Source organism: Bradyrhizobium uaiense (genome assembly GCF_010811875.1).
Lineage (GTDB): Bacteria > Pseudomonadota > Alphaproteobacteria > Rhizobiales > Xanthobacteraceae > Bradyrhizobium > Bradyrhizobium uaiense.
On record NZ_VKHP01000031.1, the window covers coordinates 1 to 17017 of the forward strand.

Annotated in this window: 13 protein-coding genes; all 13 read right to left on the bottom strand. The window is 66.0% G+C overall.

Annotation, left to right across the window (positions count from 1 at the left end; genetic code table 11):
* Positions 1 to 154: 154 nt before the first annotated feature.
* Positions 155 to 1249 (bottom strand): branched-chain amino acid ABC transporter permease, encoded by a 1095-nt coding sequence (locus FNJ47_RS10495; RefSeq protein ID WP_235999805.1) that lies wholly within the window; start codon positions 1247 to 1249, stop codon positions 155 to 157.
* Positions 1246 to 2112, bottom strand: coding sequence for a branched-chain amino acid ABC transporter permease (locus FNJ47_RS10500; protein ID WP_163153007.1), 867 nt, complete (start codon positions 2110 to 2112; stop codon positions 1246 to 1248). Before FNJ47_RS10500 ends, FNJ47_RS10495 begins: the two co-directional genes overlap by 4 nt.
* Before the next feature lie 7 nt (positions 2113 to 2119).
* On the bottom strand, positions 2120 to 2824 hold the full coding sequence (locus FNJ47_RS10505; RefSeq protein WP_163153008.1) for an ABC transporter ATP-binding protein: 705 nt from the start codon (positions 2822 to 2824) through the stop codon (positions 2120 to 2122).
* Entirely contained in the window at positions 2821 to 3534 is a 714-nt protein-coding gene (locus tag FNJ47_RS10510) for an ABC transporter ATP-binding protein (protein ID WP_163153009.1), read from the bottom strand. Before FNJ47_RS10510 ends, FNJ47_RS10505 begins: the two co-directional genes overlap by 4 nt.
* A gap of 84 nt (positions 3535 to 3618) precedes the next feature.
* The gene (locus FNJ47_RS10515) at positions 3619 to 4944 is read right to left on the bottom strand and encodes an ABC transporter substrate-binding protein (protein WP_430649370.1); all 1326 of its coding nucleotides are present in this window, start codon (positions 4942 to 4944) and stop codon (positions 3619 to 3621) included.
* 83 nt (positions 4945 to 5027) lie between these two features.
* Positions 5028 to 6812 (bottom strand): FAD-dependent oxidoreductase, encoded by a 1785-nt coding sequence (locus tag FNJ47_RS10520; protein ID WP_163153010.1) that lies wholly within the window; start codon positions 6810 to 6812, stop codon positions 5028 to 5030.
* A 35-nt stretch (positions 6813 to 6847) separates the two neighbouring features.
* Positions 6848 to 7750, bottom strand: a complete 903-nt coding sequence (locus tag FNJ47_RS10525; protein WP_163153011.1) for an intradiol ring-cleavage dioxygenase — start codon at positions 7748 to 7750, stop codon at positions 6848 to 6850.
* 26 nt (positions 7751 to 7776) lie between these two features.
* Positions 7777 to 8910 carry a maleylacetate reductase gene (locus FNJ47_RS10530; protein ID WP_163153012.1) on the bottom strand — a complete coding sequence of 378 codons (1134 nt, stop codon included), beginning with the start codon at positions 8908 to 8910 and terminating at the stop codon, positions 7777 to 7779.
* A 172-nt stretch (positions 8911 to 9082) separates the two neighbouring features.
* Positions 9083 to 9946, bottom strand: coding sequence for a helix-turn-helix domain-containing protein (locus FNJ47_RS53880; RefSeq protein WP_163153013.1), 864 nt, complete (start codon positions 9944 to 9946; stop codon positions 9083 to 9085).
* 148 nt (positions 9947 to 10094) lie between these two features.
* The gene (locus FNJ47_RS10540; RefSeq protein WP_163153014.1) at positions 10095 to 10769 is read right to left on the bottom strand and encodes a spermidine synthase; all 675 of its coding nucleotides are present in this window, start codon (positions 10767 to 10769) and stop codon (positions 10095 to 10097) included.
* A gap of 266 nt (positions 10770 to 11035) precedes the next feature.
* On the bottom strand, positions 11036 to 14269 hold the full coding sequence (locus tag FNJ47_RS10545; RefSeq protein WP_163153015.1) for a bifunctional cytochrome P450/NADPH--P450 reductase: 3234 nt from the start codon (positions 14267 to 14269) through the stop codon (positions 11036 to 11038).
* Positions 14270 to 14431: 162 nt separating this feature from the next.
* Entirely contained in the window at positions 14432 to 15427 is a 996-nt protein-coding gene (locus tag FNJ47_RS10550) for an alpha/beta fold hydrolase (protein ID WP_163153016.1), read from the bottom strand.
* A gap of 10 nt (positions 15428 to 15437) precedes the next feature.
* Positions 15438 to 16988, bottom strand: coding sequence for a WS/DGAT/MGAT family O-acyltransferase (locus tag FNJ47_RS10555; RefSeq protein ID WP_163153017.1), 1551 nt, complete (start codon positions 16986 to 16988; stop codon positions 15438 to 15440).
* Positions 16989 to 17017 lie beyond the last annotated feature (29 nt).

Sequence of the window (17017 nt, forward strand, 5' to 3'; positions counted from 1 at the left end):
GGATGCGGGTGGGGGCTGTATCAACGATGCGACTCGTGGAGAAAGCCCCCACCCGCATCGTATCTTCGATGCGATGCGACATGCGACCTCCCCCGCAAGCGGGAGAGGGAGCACAGTTCCTTCGCAGCGCCGTTCAAGCCTAATTCATCATGCACTAGCGGCTGCGGCCGAGCCAGCGCTGTGTCGGGAATAGCTGCATCTGCCAGCGCCGCGCTGCCGCGCCCCACACGCCCCTTGGCATGAACAGCATGATCAGGATGGCGAGCGTCCCGAGCACGACGAGATAGAGGCTGCCATACTGGGCAAGATAAGTGACGAGCCCCCACAGCAGCAGCACGCCGACCATCGGCCCTTCGATGGTGCGCACGCCGCCGATCACGACGATGAAGATCACGTACGCAGTCCAGTCCGTGACGCTGAAGGCAGCGTCCGGCGATATCCGCGCCTTCTGCAGATAGACCACCGCGCCGACCATCCCGGTGGCGAAGGCAACCGCGATCCACAGCACATGGCGAATCCGCCCGGTGCGGACGCCGACGCTACGTGCCGCGGCGGCGTTGTCGCGGCTGGCCGCCAGCGCGAGGCCGTGGCGCGAGCGCATGAAGGCGTAGATGCCGAGCGTGACCAGCACCGCGAGCAAGAGCGCAAGCCAGTAGACCAGCACGTCGCGCGCGGCCGCCGGACGCAGGCCAAGCAGCGCCTGCACCGCCTTCAACCCGAACATCTGCGACAGTTCGCTCGGTGAAATCGACATTCCGGTGCCGCCGCCGAGCGACTTGAACTGGGCGCAGATCAGCCGCAGCGCTTCGGCGGCAACCCAGCTGCCGATCGCGAAATACGGTCCTTCCAAGCGGAACAGCAGCGGCCCGAGCACCGCTGCGATCACCGCTGCGAACAGCCCGGCGAGGGGGATCGCCGCCACGGGATCGAGCCCCGCCATCACGATGCCGGCAAACAGCGCATAGGCGCCGAGCCCGACAAACGCCTGCTGCCCGACCGACACCAGCCCGCCCCACCCGGCCAGCACGTTCCAGAGCTGCGCCAGCGTCAGCATGGTGAGGACGAAGATCAGATCCTGGATCAAATTGCGCGAGGCGAACGCGGGCAGCGCGGCAAGCACCGCCACCAGCACGATGCCGGCCACGGCCGCAACGCGCGACAGGCGCGTTCCAACCCGAACTTGCCAGACCGGCGCCTCCACCGTGCGCTGCTCCCGGCTTGCCGGCATATCGATGCTCTCGACGCTCATGTCCGCCTCGCCGGGAAGAGGCCGCGCGGCCGCACCATCAGCACCGCAAGGAAGGTGAGATGGCCGGCGAGGATCTGCCACTCCGGATTGATCCGCCCGCCGATCGCCTGGGCGAGCCCGAGCACGATGCCGCCCGCCAGCGTCCCCCACAGGCTGCCGAGGCCGCCGATGATGACGGCCTCGAACGCATAGAGCAACCGTGCCGGCCCGATCGACGGATCGAAGCTGGCGCGGATGCCGAACACGACAGCGGCGATCACCGAGACAGCGAGCGACAGCCCGACCGCGATGGCGTAGACGTTGCGCTCGTTGACGCCCATCAATTGCGCGATCGCCGGATTGTCGGCGGTGGCGCGGAAGGCGCGGCCGAGCGAGGTGCGATAGAAGATCAGTTGCAGCAGCGTGACGGCGGCGATCGCCGTCACCAGCGCCGTCAACGGCGCGAGGCCAACGCTCAGGCCGGGGGCCAGCGTCACCGACGAGGATTCGAAGGCGCCTGCCTGCAGCCGGCGGCTGTCCGCACCGTAGCCGAGCAGCAGCCCGTTCTGGATCACGATCGACAGGCCGAAGGTGACGAGCAGCGGCGGCAGGATGTCGTCGCCCAGCACCCGCTCCAGCACCAGCCGTTGCAGCACGAAGCCGAGCACGAACATCACGGCGACGGCCAGCAGAGATGCGGCCGCCAGCGGCAGGCCGAGCGCCGTGGTGGCGCTCAGCACCAGATAAGCGGCGAGCAGGATCAGATCGCCATGCGCCAGATTGACCAGGCGCATGATGCCGAAGATCAGCGACAGGCCGAGCGCGAACAGCGCATAGACGCCGCCGAGCAGCACGCCTTCGATGATGGTGTCGAACCCGCTCATCGCTCCCTCATGCTCCGAAATAGGCCGAGCGGATCGTGTCCTGACCCACATCCTTTGGCCGTCCGCTCAGCGTCACTCGCCCCTCCTGCAAGCAGTAGAAGCGATCGGCAGCCCGTAGCGCGCGGGCGATGTCCTGCTCGACCAGCACGACGGCGGTGCCGCCGGCACGGATCTGCGACAGCATGCGGTAGATGTCCTCCACCACGATCGGCGCGAGGCCGAGGCTGATCTCGTCGCACAGCAGCACCTGTGGGTTCGACATCAGCGCGCGGCCGATCGCCACCATCTGCTGCTGGCCGCCGGACAGCGCCGTGACGGCGCCGCGCCGCCGCTCCCTGAGCACTGGAAACATGCGATAGACCGCGGCGAGATCCCAAGGCGTGCTGCGTTCGCCGCCATAGGCACCGATCAGGAGGTTCTCCTCGACGCTGAGCGAGGGAAACAGTTGGCGGCCCTCCGGGACCAGGGCGAGGCCGAGCCGGACGATGCTGGCGGCGGACGCATCGCCGATCGCCCGTCCACCAAGGCGGATCGCATCGGAGCGGTTCTTCACGAGACCCGCCAGCGACTTCAGCATGGTCGACTTGCCAGCGCCGTTGGCGCCGATCACCGCGACCGCCTCGCCCTGATCGAGCTCGAAATCGATCCCGAACAGCGCCTGGAAGTCGCCATAGAACGCATCGAGGGCGGAGACATTGAGCAGCGCGGTCATGCCGGCACCCCCATGTAGATCGTCTCGACCTCGCGCGAGCGCATCACCTCAGTGGGCACACCCTGCGCGACTACCTTGCCGAAGTTCAGCACGACCAGCCGCTGCACCACCGCGAGCAGTGCGTGCACCACATGTTCGATCCAGATGATGGCGACGCCTTCGGCATGGATGGTTCTGATCGTCTCGACCAGCTCGTGGCATTCGGCATCGGTGAGGCCGCCTGCGATCTCGTCGAGCAATAGCGTACGCGGCTTGGTGGCAAGCGCCCGCGCCAGCTCGAGGCGCTTGCGATCGAGCAGCGGCAGGCTGCCGGCAAGCCGATTGGCCTTGGCTTCGAGGCCGGTGAGATCCAGCATGCGGCCGCAATGCTGGACGGCGTCGGCCTCCGAGAGGCCGCCGCCGAACAGCGCGGCGACTGCAAGGTTCTCGAACACCGAGAGATGGTCGAACGGCTGCGGGATCTGGAATGAGCGCCCGATGCCGGCCCGGCAGCGTGCCTCGGGAGAGAGACCTGTGATGTCGACGCCGTCGAGCACGATGCGGCCGGAGTTCGGCCGCAACAGTCCGGTGATCAGGTTGAACAGCGTCGACTTGCCGGCGCCGTTCGGCCCGATCACGCCCAGTGCCTCGCCGGGCAGGAGCGTCAGATCGATCGCGTCGGCAACGACGATGGCACCGAACGTCTTCGAGACGGAATGGAGTTCGAGCATGTCCGCTCACCGCAAGAATTAGCGTCGGGAAGATGCGCGGGGTGCCGCGCATCTCCGATGAACAATCTGCCTGGAACGCGTGCGCTAGCTCAGCGCCTGCATGTCGCCGCCGAGCGGGATCTGCGGCGCCAGCCTGTTGTCGGTGATCACCATGTCGTATTTGTCGCCGTTGAGCCGCCACTGACCGCCGACCAGCGGCGTCTTGGCGATGTTCTTCGCGGCGAACGGCGGCACGGCGCTCGAGCCGAATGCGACCTGGCCCACGATGGTGTCCAACTTTGTGGCTCCGATCGCCTTCGCCAGCGCTGCGCCATCGCTCGGGTCGCTGGCTCGCTTGATTCCGTCGATCGCGACCTCGAACAGCGAATGCACGAAGCCGATCGGCTGGGTCCACTGCTTGCCGGAGGCCTGCTCATATCCCTTGGCAAGCTCCGCGGCACTGACGCCGCTGAGGCTCGACTTGTAGGGATGCGTCGGTGTCCACCACACCTCGGTCGAGATGTTGTTGCCGCCCTTGCCGAGCGCCTGCACCGACGCCGGAAACAGCAGCGCCTTGGCGACCGACACGACCTTCGGCTTCAGCCCCTTCTGCCGCGACTGGTTCCAGAACGTGGTGAAGTCGGGAGGGATGATCACGCCGGTGATGATCTCGGCATCGGCGCCGCGAAATGCTGCGATCTGCGAGCTGAAATCGTCGGTGAGATTCTGGAAGCGGCCGGGATCGGTGAGCTTGAAGCCCTGCTTGGCCAGCACCGGCGGGAAGCCGATCGTGGTGTCGCCCCAGGCGTTGCCGTCGGCATCGTTCGGAAACAGCGCGCCGACCGACTTGTTGGACGCGACCTGGCTCCACATGCTGGTGAAGACGCCGATCACGTCTTCCAGTCCCCAGAAGTAGTGGAAGGTGTAGTCGAACGGCTTCCAGCTCTTGGGATCGCCGGGGTTGGCCTGGCGGCCGATGAAGTTGGTCTGCCACGGCGCAACCGAGGAGATGCACGGCACCTGCTCCAGCTCGCACTGCGTCGCCACCGGATTGTTGGTCTCGGGCGTGGCGCCGACCACGATCAGGCTGACATTGTCGCGGGTGATCAGCTCCTTGGCGACCTCGGCGGCGCGGTTCGGATTCGACTGGCTGTCTTTTGTCACGACTTCGACCGGATAGGTCTGCGATCCGACCTTGACGCCATCCTTGATGAATCTTCGGAATTCGCCGAGCACGAAGTCGTCGGCTTCGGCGAAGGCCGCGAGCGGGCCGCTCTTCGGCGAGACATAGCCGATCTTGATCGGCTTGTTGGCGGCCCGCACGGCCGGCGCGAACAACGTCGTGCTGCCGGCGGCGGCAAAACCACCGGCAATACCTTGCAGCACGCGGCGGCGATCGAAAGACATTCCGTTCAATTGATCCTTGCTCATTTTCCCCTCCCTTGAGGCAGGCCGGTTGCATGCCGGCTGCCGTTTCATTTCGTTCTGAAAAGGATTGCCGGCGCCGTGCCGCATCACGCGGCGCCGACGGACTTCGCTTGCGCACTGCGACCGAGGATCTGGCCGAACACGTCGAGCAGCACGTCGGTGGCGTCGGCCGCCGCCTCCCTGGCGCGCCAGGCGACATACATGTCGGGACGCACCAGCACGCAGCCGTCCTCATCCACCTCGCTCTGGCGATACCAGTCGGCATAGATGTCGAGCGCATCGCAGCCCTGGGGACCGATGGTCACGACATCGACCGGCAGGCCATAGGCCTTCTCGACCGCGGCCGCGGCCATCTTCCAGCCATCGCCGCCGATCCCGGTGAGCAGCGTGAAGCGGCCCTTGCCGGTGAGATCGAGCGTCGACTTGCGCTGGCCCTGATGCTCGACCCAGACATGCGGCAGATGCGCGCCGGGCCAGGTCGTGGCCTGATAGTAGAGCTCGTGATCCCTGTTGAACGCCGGAATCGGCGTGCCGTCGGACACGACGGCGGTCGACCCATAGCGCTGGTTCAGCTCGACGCCGTGGCAGTTGAACTCGTAGCTCTTGTTGGCGATGGCCTCATAGAGCTTCTTGCGACGCGCCTTGCCCTCGGCGGTCGGCGCCTTGCGCGCCGCAATCGCCTTGCGCGCTTCCGCGGGATCGGTCGAGGCGACGAGCCCCACCGCCTCGAAGATCGGCGGGAAGTCGCCGATGCTCTTGTTGGCGCGAGTCACGATCTGCTTGCCGACCGGCTGGCGCTCCGCAGAGTAAGTTTCGAGCAGCGACGGCGCCGCGTGGCCCTCCAGCACCAGCTTCAGCTTCCAGCACAGATTGAAGGAATCCTGGATCGAGGTGTTGGAGCCGAGCCCGTTGGTCGGCGGATGGCGGTGCACGGCGTCGCCGACGCAGAACACGCGGCCGGACGAATAGTGGCCGGCATACATCTCGTTTACGGTCCAGGTCGAGGTGGAGCGAACGTTGACTTCGAGCGTCTCGTCACCGACGAGATTGCGCACGATCGAGATCGCCTCGTCATTGCTGAGCTTGCGCTCGCCCTGCTCGATGTCGTAGCCCCAGATGATCAGCCATTCGTTCCACGGCCGCACCATGCGGATCAGGCCGGCCCCTATGCCGCCGATCTCAGCTCCAGGCTGCAACACCCAGTACAGCACACTCGGCCGGTGCGCGACGTACTTGCTCAAATCCGCCTGCACGATGATGTTCATGCTGCCGGCGCGGCCCATCTGGCCCTCCATCGGCAGCCCGATCACTTCGGCGACCCGGCTGCGGCCGCCATCTGCGCCGATCAGATATTTGGCGCGGATCTGGTAGGTCTCGCCCGACAAGCGGTCCTTCACGGTCGCGGTGACGCCGTCGGCATCCTGCACCAGATCGACGAACTCGGTGTTGAAGCACAGCGAGGTGCCGCGCTGGCCGGCGGCCTCGATCAGGATCGGTTCGAGGAAATTCTGCGGCAGGTCGCAGATCCGGGTCGGGCTGGCAAGATCGTAGTCCGCCTTGCGTGCGGGATGATTGCCCCAGGAGTAGAGCCGGCCGAACTCCTCGCCGGCAAGGCTCTCGCAGAACACGTTGTTGGCCATCAGAGGCTGCGGTACGGCCTGCGCCACCGCCTTGTCCTCGAGGCCGAGATCGCGCAGCACTTCCATCGCGCGCTGGTTGGTGATGTGGGCGCGCGGCGTGTCGGCGAGCCAGCCGTATTTCGTCACCATGATGTGCTTGACGCCGTACATGCCGAGCAGCGCCGCTGCGGTCGCGCCGGCCGGGCCGCTGCCGACGACAAGCACGTCGGTCTCAACAGGTATGCTGGTCATGTTCCTCTCCCTGGTCGTCGTGTTGGTTGTGATCGCTATTCGGCGGCCATCATCGGCTGCGGCACCAGGCCTGCGCCGGGCCGCATCTGGAAGTCGTAGGTCATCAGGTGCCACGGGCCAGAGACCCGCTCGCCGTTCGGCAGCGCAGGTTCACTGCGCGGCTCGACGCGTGCGATGAGTTCGTCCTTGACGCCGAACACCACATCGCTGCGCAGATATTCATCGCCGTCGAGGAACACGTGGGTGATCAGCGGCTCGTAGCCCTCGGCCTTGACCAGGAAATGCACATGCGCCGGCCGCATTGGATGACGCTTCGTGGTCGTGATGAGATCGCCGACCGGGCCGTCGGTCGGGATCGGATAGCTGCACGGCAGGATGGTGCGGAAGGAGAAGCGGCCGTCGGCACCGGTGACGAAGCGCGCGCGCAGCGAGGGGCCGTGAGCCGCGTAGTCCGCCTTCTGCGAATCGTAGAAACCGTCGTCGTCGGCGTGCCAGACGTCGATCTCGGCGCCGACGAGCGGTTTGCCGGCAAGGTCCGTGACGCGGCTCTGCACGAACATCACTTCGCCGTCGATGCCCTCGGAGATGTTGGCGCCGTGCGGCGTGACGCGGTGTTCGCCGACATAGAACGGCCCGAGCACCGTGGTCTCGGTGGCGCCCTCGCGCTCGCGGTGATTGATCGCATCGACCAGCATCGAGACGCCGAGCACATCGGAGAGCAGGATGAACTCCTGGCGCAGCGGCGTGCAGGTCTGGCCGGTACGGGTCAGGAATTCGATCGCCTGATTCCATTCCTCGAAGGTGAGCTCGGTACGGCGCACCAGATCGTGCAGCGACTTGACCGTCTCCTCGATGAGGAACTTGAGCCGCGCGTTCGGCGTCTTGGCGAAGCTGCGAAGAACCTCGTCGGTGAGATCATGCTCGTTGAAATTGGCCATCGTGTTATCCTCTCGATCTTGAGATGTCAGTGCTGCGCCGGCGCATCGCCGCGCCAGGCCGCCGCGATCAGGTCCTGGATCGCGACGCGCTCCACAGGTCTTGGATTGGCATAGGGGCTCCGCACGGCCATCTCGGCGGCGCGCGCGATGCCGTCTTCGGGCATTCCGATCTCGGCAAGCCGGCGCGGCAGCGCGAGCCGGCGCGTGAGGTCGAACAGCCCTTGCGGCGCATCCGTCGCGCGCAATGCGCGCGCAATTCGGATCATCGCCTCAGGCGCGGCCGCCGCGTTGTAGGTGGCCGCATGGGGCAGCACGATCGCGTGGGTTTCGGCATGCGGCAGGTTGAACATGCCGCCCAGCACGTGGCAGAGCTTGTGGTGCAGCGACATGCCGACCGCGCCGAGACACGCGCCGCACAGCCAGGCGCCATAGAGCGCATCGCGACGCGCGCCGGCGTCGGCAGGCGCAGTCATGATGCGGGGCAGCGCGCGGGCGAGCGCGGCGATGCCTTCCTCGGCCATCAGCGAGGTCAGCGGATTGGCGTCTGGCGCATAAAGCGCCTCGACGGCGTGCGCGATCGCATTGAGGCCGCTGGCGGCGGAGATGTGCGGTGGCAGGCTGACCGTGAGATCGACGTCGTAGATGACGGTGTCCGGGACCAGATCCTGGGAATGCTGCGTGGTCTTGATGCCGTTAGCGGTTTCGCCGAGGATCGGCGTCATCTCCGAGCCGGCGTAGGTGGTCGGCATCGCGATGTGCGGCAGCCCAGTGCGCAGCGCCAGCGCCTTGCCGAGCCCGCCCGTCGAGCCGCCGCCGATCGCGACCAACCCGTCGATGTCGCGGGATTCGACGATGCCAAGCGCTTCGTTGGTGCCCTCGACCGGCGTATGCATGCGCGCGCCGGCGAACAACCCCGCGAGCCTGTCGCCGAGGCCGGCGCCGAGCCGGCGTCCGAGGTCCTGCTGCTCGGGGGTGGTGAGCACCAGCGCCCGCTTGATGCCAAGGCGCTCGCTCTCCTCGCCGAGCCGCGCCGAGGTGCCGGCGCCGAACACCACGCGATATTGCTGCGAGCAATAGGCAAAGGCACCCTGGCGGGCATCGGTGGCTGCTGCTGCAAGTGCGACGGATGCGCTTCCGGCGTCCGGCGTCGCGGTGCTCATGGCATTTCTCCCAAGCCGGCGAACCGGCAGTCTCATCTTGTTGGGAGAAAGCTAGCGGCGGGCGGCCGCGCCGGGCCTGCACGAAACCGGAGAAAATCTGCACAAAACCGGAAAAATCATCCGGTGGGACACGACGCGGCCGTGCCGCCCTCGCGCGTCCCGGCCGCCGCGCCTAATGGCTGCGCCGGTATCGCCCGGGCGTCACGCCGGTGAAGCGGCGGAACATGCGGGTGAAATGCTCCTGATGCGAGAAGCCGCAGGCGAGCGCGATGTCGGCGAGACTCTGCGTCTCGTCGGCGAGCAGCGCTCTCGCCCGCTCGATTCGCAGATTGAGCACATATTGGTAGGGTGAGATGCCGCTGGTCGCCTTGAACAGCCGGACGAAATATTCGGTGCTGCGGCCGCACAGCTCCGCGAGCTGGTCGAGCCGGATGTCGGTATCGAGATTGGCGTCGACGAACTCGCGGATGCGCGCCATTTGCCTGGCGCTGAGCAGGTTCGGATGCTTGCCGGCCTCCACGCTCGGCTTGTGGAAGTTGATCGCGACAAAGCGATTGGCGATCGCCTGCGCGATCGGATCGATGAACAACGACGAGGCCGGCAGGCCGCCGGTGATGGTGTCGCCGATCGCCGCGGCGAGATGCTCCAGCACCGCATCCTGATCGCCGAGCATCGGCGCCAGCCCGCCGATCAGGCTCGGCGCCCCGTCGCGGCCCGCGAACAAATCGGAGCGCAGATAGATGTGGGTGGATTCGAGCGCCTCGCGCAGCACCACGTTGCAGGCGTGCCCCGCGGGCAGGAAGAACACGCCGCCGCGCGGGATGTGCCGGGCTATCGACTTGCCGTCCATCACATAGGTGATGTCGACCGGGCCGCCCCGATGCAGCACCATCAGATTGTCCGACAGCGCGTGGAAGTGCCCGTCAAACGGCCGTTCACGCTGCACCGAGGCATATGCCGACGACCAGCCGAGCCCTTCGCTCGAGCCGCGGAATTCGGCCTGGAAGCGGTCCAGAATCCCGTGCGTCTCCTGCACCCCAAAATTCGACGTCGCCTGCATCCGACCGACCAAGGGCTCGAGGCCTCACGTGCCGCGGAGTGAAACCCAACGGCCCCCGATTTTCAACACAATCGAACCGAAGGGCGCCTCCGTCGGCTTTGCTGCGTCGCAACAGCGATGCCGGCTACTCCTTGACCGCGATCCAGATCACGTGGCGGACGCCGCGGCCTCTTCCGGTGGCGCGGACGGCAATTTCGTTGACCGCGAACCCCGCCCGGGACAGCGATTTCGGGAACTTGGCATTCGGGCCGGACGACCAGACGGCGAGCACGCCACCACGTCGCAATGCGTTGTGCGCGAGCTTGAGCCCGGAGACATCATAAAGCCCGTCATTGGCCTTGCGGGTCAGACCTTCGGGGCCGTTGTCGACATCGAGGAGAATGGCATCGAAGCTGCGCGGGTGGCGCTCGATGACATCAGCGACATCCACCTCCTGAATGCTGACGCGCGGATCGTTCAGGCTGTCGCCGAAGATCTCCGCCATCGGCCCCCTCGCCCAGGCAACCACGGCCGGCACCAGTTCGGCCACCACGATCTGCGCATCGCGCCCCAACACGGCGAGCGCCGCCCGCAGCGTAAAGCCCATGCCGAGGCCGCCGATCAGAAAATGCGGCTTTGCGACCTGCTCGATCTTCTTCGCAGCAAGCGTCGCCAGTGCGGCTTCCGAGCCTGACAGGCGGCTGTTCATCAGCTCGTTGGTGCCGAGCATGATCGAGAATTCGCGGCCTCGCCGCATCAGGCGCAATTCACCTTCAGTGCCGGAAATGCGCGCGGTATCGATCTTTTCCCATGGAATCATGCGGCGGCTTGTAACATGGGCGTCGGGGCCGGCGAAGCTAGCGCCGAGAGAATGCGAAATCGTGACTCACGCCGGGGACGACGGTGATGCGGTTGAGGGCGTGTTTCTTTCCCCATCGTCGTCCCGGCGAAAGCCGGGACCATAACCACGGGATTGAGTCGTTGAAGAGGGCTGTGGCCCCAGCGGTGCGCAACAATCACCTTCGGTGGTTATGGGTCCCGGCTTTCGCCGGGACGACACTGAGTTTGTGGCGCCATTCGCCGAGCCTACCCGCCGGCCCAGACGTCGAGCACGTAGCGGTTCCTGGTTCCCATCTCCTCGATCCAGCGCGCGGCGGCATCGGCGTCGGAACCGGTGCGCTCACCATAGATCGACGTCAACGTCGCCTTGACATCGGGCTCCATCTTGCTGCCGTCGCCGCAGACATAGACGATCGCACCCTTCTGGATCAGCTCCCAGACCCGATCCTTCTGCGCGGCGACGAGGTGCTGCACATAGGTCTTCGGGCCGTCGGCGCGTGAGAAGGCGGTGTAGAGCTCATTGACGCCGTCGGCTGCGAATGCCTTCAGCTCGTCCGCATAGATGAAATCCTGCCCGGGATTGCGGCAGCCGAAGAACAGCATCGCAGGGCCCAGCGTCGCGCCCTGTGCCTTGCGCGCGGCGCGCTCCTGCAGGAAGCCGCGGAACGGTGCGAGCCCGGTACCCGGCCCGATCATGATGATCGGCACCGCGTTGTCGTCAGGCAGGCGGAAGCCGGCCTTGGTTTCCTTGATGGTGGCGTGGACGGTGTCGCCGGCGCGGCGGCGCGCCAGATAGTTCGAGCAGATGCCCTTGTAGATGCCGCGGCCCGAGCTTGCGGGCGCCTCCACGACACCCACGGTGACGCTGCAACGCTGCGCCGCGCCGGCCGGAGACGACGAGATCGAGTAATAGCGCGGCGCCAGCAGCGACAGCATTTCAAGGTAGAGGTGGAACGGCAGCTCGCAGGCCGGATACTCCTCGAGCAGGTCGAAAACCGATTTGCGTTTGGCCAGCACCTCCGCGCGGTAACGCGCGGCTGAAGCGTCGTCGTCGCCGACATAGGCCATCAGCTTCGGCTTGGTCACCGGGCAGCGCGTATGCTCGGACATGATCTGGATCTGCTTCCGGGTCGCGACCTGCTGCAGCTCGACGAACTCGGTGAGCAGCCGCCCGACCGACACCGCGTTGCCGACCGGCAGTTGCGCGCGGCGGCCTTCCGAGACCTGCAAACGGATCTGGTCGGCCGGCAGGAAGCCGAAGCGACGCGCGACGGAATCGACCAGGGTCGGATCGTTGCGCGGCACCACGCTGAGGTGATCGCCGACGCGATATTTCAGGCCGGCCGGCAGCTCGACCTCGATATGCCGGGTCGAGCGCTCCGACGGATGGGCACCGTCCTTGTTTTGCAGCTCGTTGTTGGCGAGCACCTTCATCGGCACCGCGCCGCCCTGCGTCACGATGGTGTTGACAGCCCCCTGCGCCACCGGCTCGATCGCGTAGAGCGGCTCGTCCTCGGCGGTGCGGGTGAAATTCCAGTCGATGCCGAATTCCTTGGTCGCGACCTTCGCCGCCTCCGGGAACCATTTCTGGAACTGGCCGTCGAGATCGCTGCGTGCATCGCCCTCGCCGCGCGGATAGACCGCGCGGGCGCCATGTTTGGTCAACTGCTCGTCGATGAAGCGCGGCACCGACTGGTAGGTCGCCGCCCAGTCGCTGTTGCCGCAGCCGAACACGGCGTAGCGCACCTTCGCAAAGGCGTCCTTCGGCAGATCGCTTTCCAGCCATTTGACGAATTGCGTCGCATTGTCGGGCGCCGCGCCATTGTACGAGGCGCAGATGATCAGCACGCCGCCCTCCTCCGGCAGCTTGCCGACATAGTCGTCCAGCGGACCAAGCCGCACCGCAAAGCCATTGATCTCGGACAGATCGGCCATGCGGGTCGCCAGTTCCTCGGCCGAGCCGAGGTTGGAGCCGTAGAGCACCAGCATCGGCGTGTTGTGACCGGGACGCGTGGTCGGCGCGCGCTGAACCTTCGGCGCGGCCGCAACCGCGCCTGTGCTGCCGGCGAAGGCGCCGCGATCCCTGTCGTCGCGCGGCCGCACCTTGATCCTGAAGCCGTCGGGCTTGACGGTCAGCGTCTCCTTCAGGTGCATCTGGTAGCGATGCACGTCGAGCAGCTTGAAGCGTTGCAGGATCATCCCGATCGCGAGCGCCGCCTCGTGCATGGCAAAGCCGCGGCCGATGCAGGCGCGCTGTCCGTTGCCGAACGGCTTCCAGGCGTTGACCGGGCGCTTGGCCTCGGCCTCGCGGCTGAAATTCTCGGGATCGAACACATCGGGGTTCGGACCCCAGACCGAGGGATCGCGGTGCAGCGCCATCACTAGGATGGTGATGAAGGTGTTCTTCTTCAGCTTGTATTTGCCGCCGATCGTCTCGTCGTTCAGCGGCGCAATGCCGTAGGCCGGCGCCGGCGGCCAAAGCCGCAGCGCCTCCTTCAGGCACTGAGTGATGTAGGTGAGCTGCGTCACCTGCTGATAGGTCGGCCGCGCATTGACGTCGGGACCAAGGACGCGGTCGACCTCCTCATAGGCCTTCTTCAGCACCTCGGGATGCTTCAGCAGCGCGTAGATCGTGCACGACAGCAGGCCGGAGGTGGTCTCATGGCCGGCGATCAGGAAGGTGTTGATCTGGTAGCGGATGTTCACATCGTCGAGCTGCTCGCCGGTGGCGCGGTCGACGCCGGTCATCATCGCGGCCAGCATGTCCTTCTTGTCGTCGGTCACGTCGGTGTTGCCGCGCCGCTCGGCGATGATCTCGTCGACCATCTTGTTCATGAAGGCGACGTCGTCGGTCAGCGTCTTGCGCCGCTTCTGCATCCACAGACCCTCGAGCGGCAGGCCGCGGGTCATCATGATGGTCTCGAGCGAGCGCACCAGCGATTCCACGAAGGGATGGTAGTCGCGGCGGTAGAACGAGTTGAAGCGATAGTCGAAGCCGCAGAGGCCGATGGTGTCGAGGGTCAGCGCCGTCATGTCGTGGACGACCTCGATCTCCTCGTCGGCGTTGAGGCGCTCCCATTTCTTGACCAGCTGCTCGGCGATATCGACCATGCTCGGGTGATACGACTGCATGGCGCGATTGCCGAACGGCTGCATCAGGATGTTGTGCGCCTTGCTCCAGTTCGGCTCCTTGGTGTCGGCGGTGAACAGCCCGTCGCCGCCGACCGCGCGCACGCGGCGCAGCGAGCCGCGCACCGCCTTGTCGAAGCGCTTCTCGTCGGACAGCTCGTCGACCAGATCGTGACCGGAGACGATCACAAGCGGCGCCCCCATCATGTCAAGCCAGAAGATCGGCCCGAGCTCCTTGGAGAGCTTGACCAGATGCTGTACCGGCGCGGTCGAATCCAGCGACAGCATGTTGCCGACCACCGGTTTCGTCGGTGGATGCGGGATCGGACTCAGTCTGTTGCCGGACGCCATGTCGGAAGTGCCCCCTCACTACGCGCCGTCATCCTGAGGAGCGCGCATCGCGCGCGTCTCGAAGGATGGCCGCTTGTTTCCTGCCCCTCTCATCCTTCGAGGCGCGCCGAAGCCGGCGCGCACCTCCAGCGCAAAGGCGAAGCCTTTGCGCGGGGATGACGGCTATCCAAACCGCTTTCTGCGCCATTCGATCAGCTTTGCGCTGACCTCGTCAGGCTTTTCCTGCTGCGTCCAATGGCCGCTGTCCTTGACCAGATATTTTTCGAGGTCCGGCACCAGCCGCTCCATGCCGTCGGCGGCCGAAGGCGGCAGCACCGCATCGTTCTCGGCCATGATCATCAGCGACGGCACCCGCACATTGTGGTCGAGCCCGGCCGAGCGCTCCCAGTTGCGGGTGAAGTTGCGATACCAGTTGATACCGCCGGTGAAGCCGGTCTTGGTGAAGGTGTCGACGAACACCTTCTTCTCCTCGGCCGACAGGATCGGCGTCCGCGGATCGTGCTTGGCGTCGTAATTCGCGATCATCTGCGGGAACGCCAGGTTGAGCCGCGCCGAGGCGCCGACACCGGCGATCGGCTGCTCCTCCGGCGCACCGGGCGCACGGGCGGCCGGCTTGCGCATGAAGGCGTCAAAGGTCTGCTCGACCCGGCTGCCGAAGATGCGGTCCGGCTCGCGCGCCGGGTCCTGGAACTGGACGATGTACATGTGGTCGCCGAAGCGCTGGCGAAACAGCGCGATCGGGTCCATCGGCGCCCGGTCCCAATGCGGCGTGTTGACGCCGACGACGCCGGCGACTCGCGTGGGATGCCTGAGCGGCATCTGCCAGACGACAAAGCCGCCCCAGTCGTGACCGACGAAGATCGCCTTGTCGATCTTGAGATGGTCGAGCAGGCCGACGAGATCGGCGGTCAGGTGCTCCATGTCGTAGGCTTCGACCGGCTCCGGCCGGTCGGTCGCGCCGTAGCCGCGCTGATCCGGCGCGATCACCCGGATGCCGGCATCGCCCAACGCCTTGATCTGGTGGCGCCAGGAGAACGCCAGTTCAGGCCAGCCGTGGCACAGCACCACCGGCGGCGTGTCGGTCTTGGGGCCTGCTTCGTAAAACCCCATGCGGATGCCGTTCGTCTCGGCGAACTGCAGCGGTGGCATCTCGATCATCGTGAAATTCCTATTCAGCCGCGCCCTTGATATCCGCGGTCGGGGGAGCGAACGCCGCCTCGAGTGCATCGAACTCGAGCGGGAGCATGTCGCACATCACCTGGACGTGCGGAATGATGTTGGCACCCACGATGAAGCCGAAATCGAGCTGATCGCGGTAGCTCTGCACGGTGATGTTGAGCGCCACGCCGTGGGTCGAGATCGAAACCGGGAAGATGTGCAGCAGCTCCGCGCCCGCCGCGTACAGCGTCTGCCGCGGCCCGGGCACGTTGGAGACCGTGATGTTGGTCGCCGGCGGCAACACGTTGGAGAGATCGGAGCGGCTGTAGAGCAGCGCCAGGATCTGCACCAGGATCGGCGCACCCAGCAGCGAGATGTTGGTCACCTGCGGCACCAGGGCGCGCAGCGGATGCGACATCTCCTTGGACTTGGTGGACTGCGCGATGATGGTTTCCAGCCGCTTCCGGGGATCCTCGATGTCGGTCGCGATCGAGCAGATCATCCCGAACACCTGGTTGTTGGATTCGGCATTGCCCTCCTCGCGCAGCGAGATCGGCACGCCGGCGGTCAGCGATTTGTTGGGCAGCGCGCCCTGGCTGATCAGATAGCGCCGCACCACGCCGGAAGCGAGCGCCAGCACGACGTCGTTGAGCTTGCCGCCCGAGGCCTTGGCCAGCGCCTTGGCGCGCGACAACGAGATCGAGGTGCCGGCAAAGCTGCGTTCCGACGAGATCGCCTTGTTGAGAATGGTCGGCGGCGAGGCCATCGCCTGCAGGTTCTCACGCGACCTCGGATCGGCGATCTTGGCGACGACGTCGGAGAGGCTCTTCATGACGGTCGGCATGGAGCCTGCGAACTTCACCGCACTCTCGATCTGGAACATGGCGTTGTCGAACAGGATCGAGCCGAGGTCGCTCTTGCCCGAGCGCGGCAGCTCCAGGCTCTTCTGCGCGGCAGCGGCCGCCTCGAACGGCTGGGTCCAGAGCTGCTGATAGGCGTCGATCAGATTGGCCGCGATATCACGCGGCTCCTGCGCGACCTTTTTCGCGCTCGGCGGCTCGATCTCGCGCGGCACCGGCGTCAGGTCGTAGATCATGCTGGTCAGCGCAGCACCTGCGCCGCCGTCGATGCAGGCGTGGTGCATCTTGGAATAGAGCCCGATCTCGTTGTCCTTCATCCCTTCGAAGACGTAGAACTCCCAGAGCGGGCGGGCGCGGTTCAAGAGCTTGGCGTGCATCCAGCCGACGATGCGCTCCAGCGTCGCGCGATCGCGCGGCGCCGGCAGGCTGGCCCGGAAGATGTGGCGGTCGATGTCGAACTGGTCGTCCTCGACCCAGGACGGATGGTCGATGTCGAGCGGCGCCTTCTGCAGGCGCGCCTTGAGGATCGGCGCGATGTGCAGCCGCGAGGCGATCATCGCCTTGAATTCCTCGAAGAAGTCGCCCTTGTAGCCGTCGGGCAGGCGGAAGATCGCCATGCTGCCGACATGCATCGGCATTTCCGGCGTTTCCAGATACAGAAACGATGCGTCCAGCGAGGACAGCTTCTTGGCGTCGCTCATGATCTCCTCCCGAGAACCTACTCACGCGG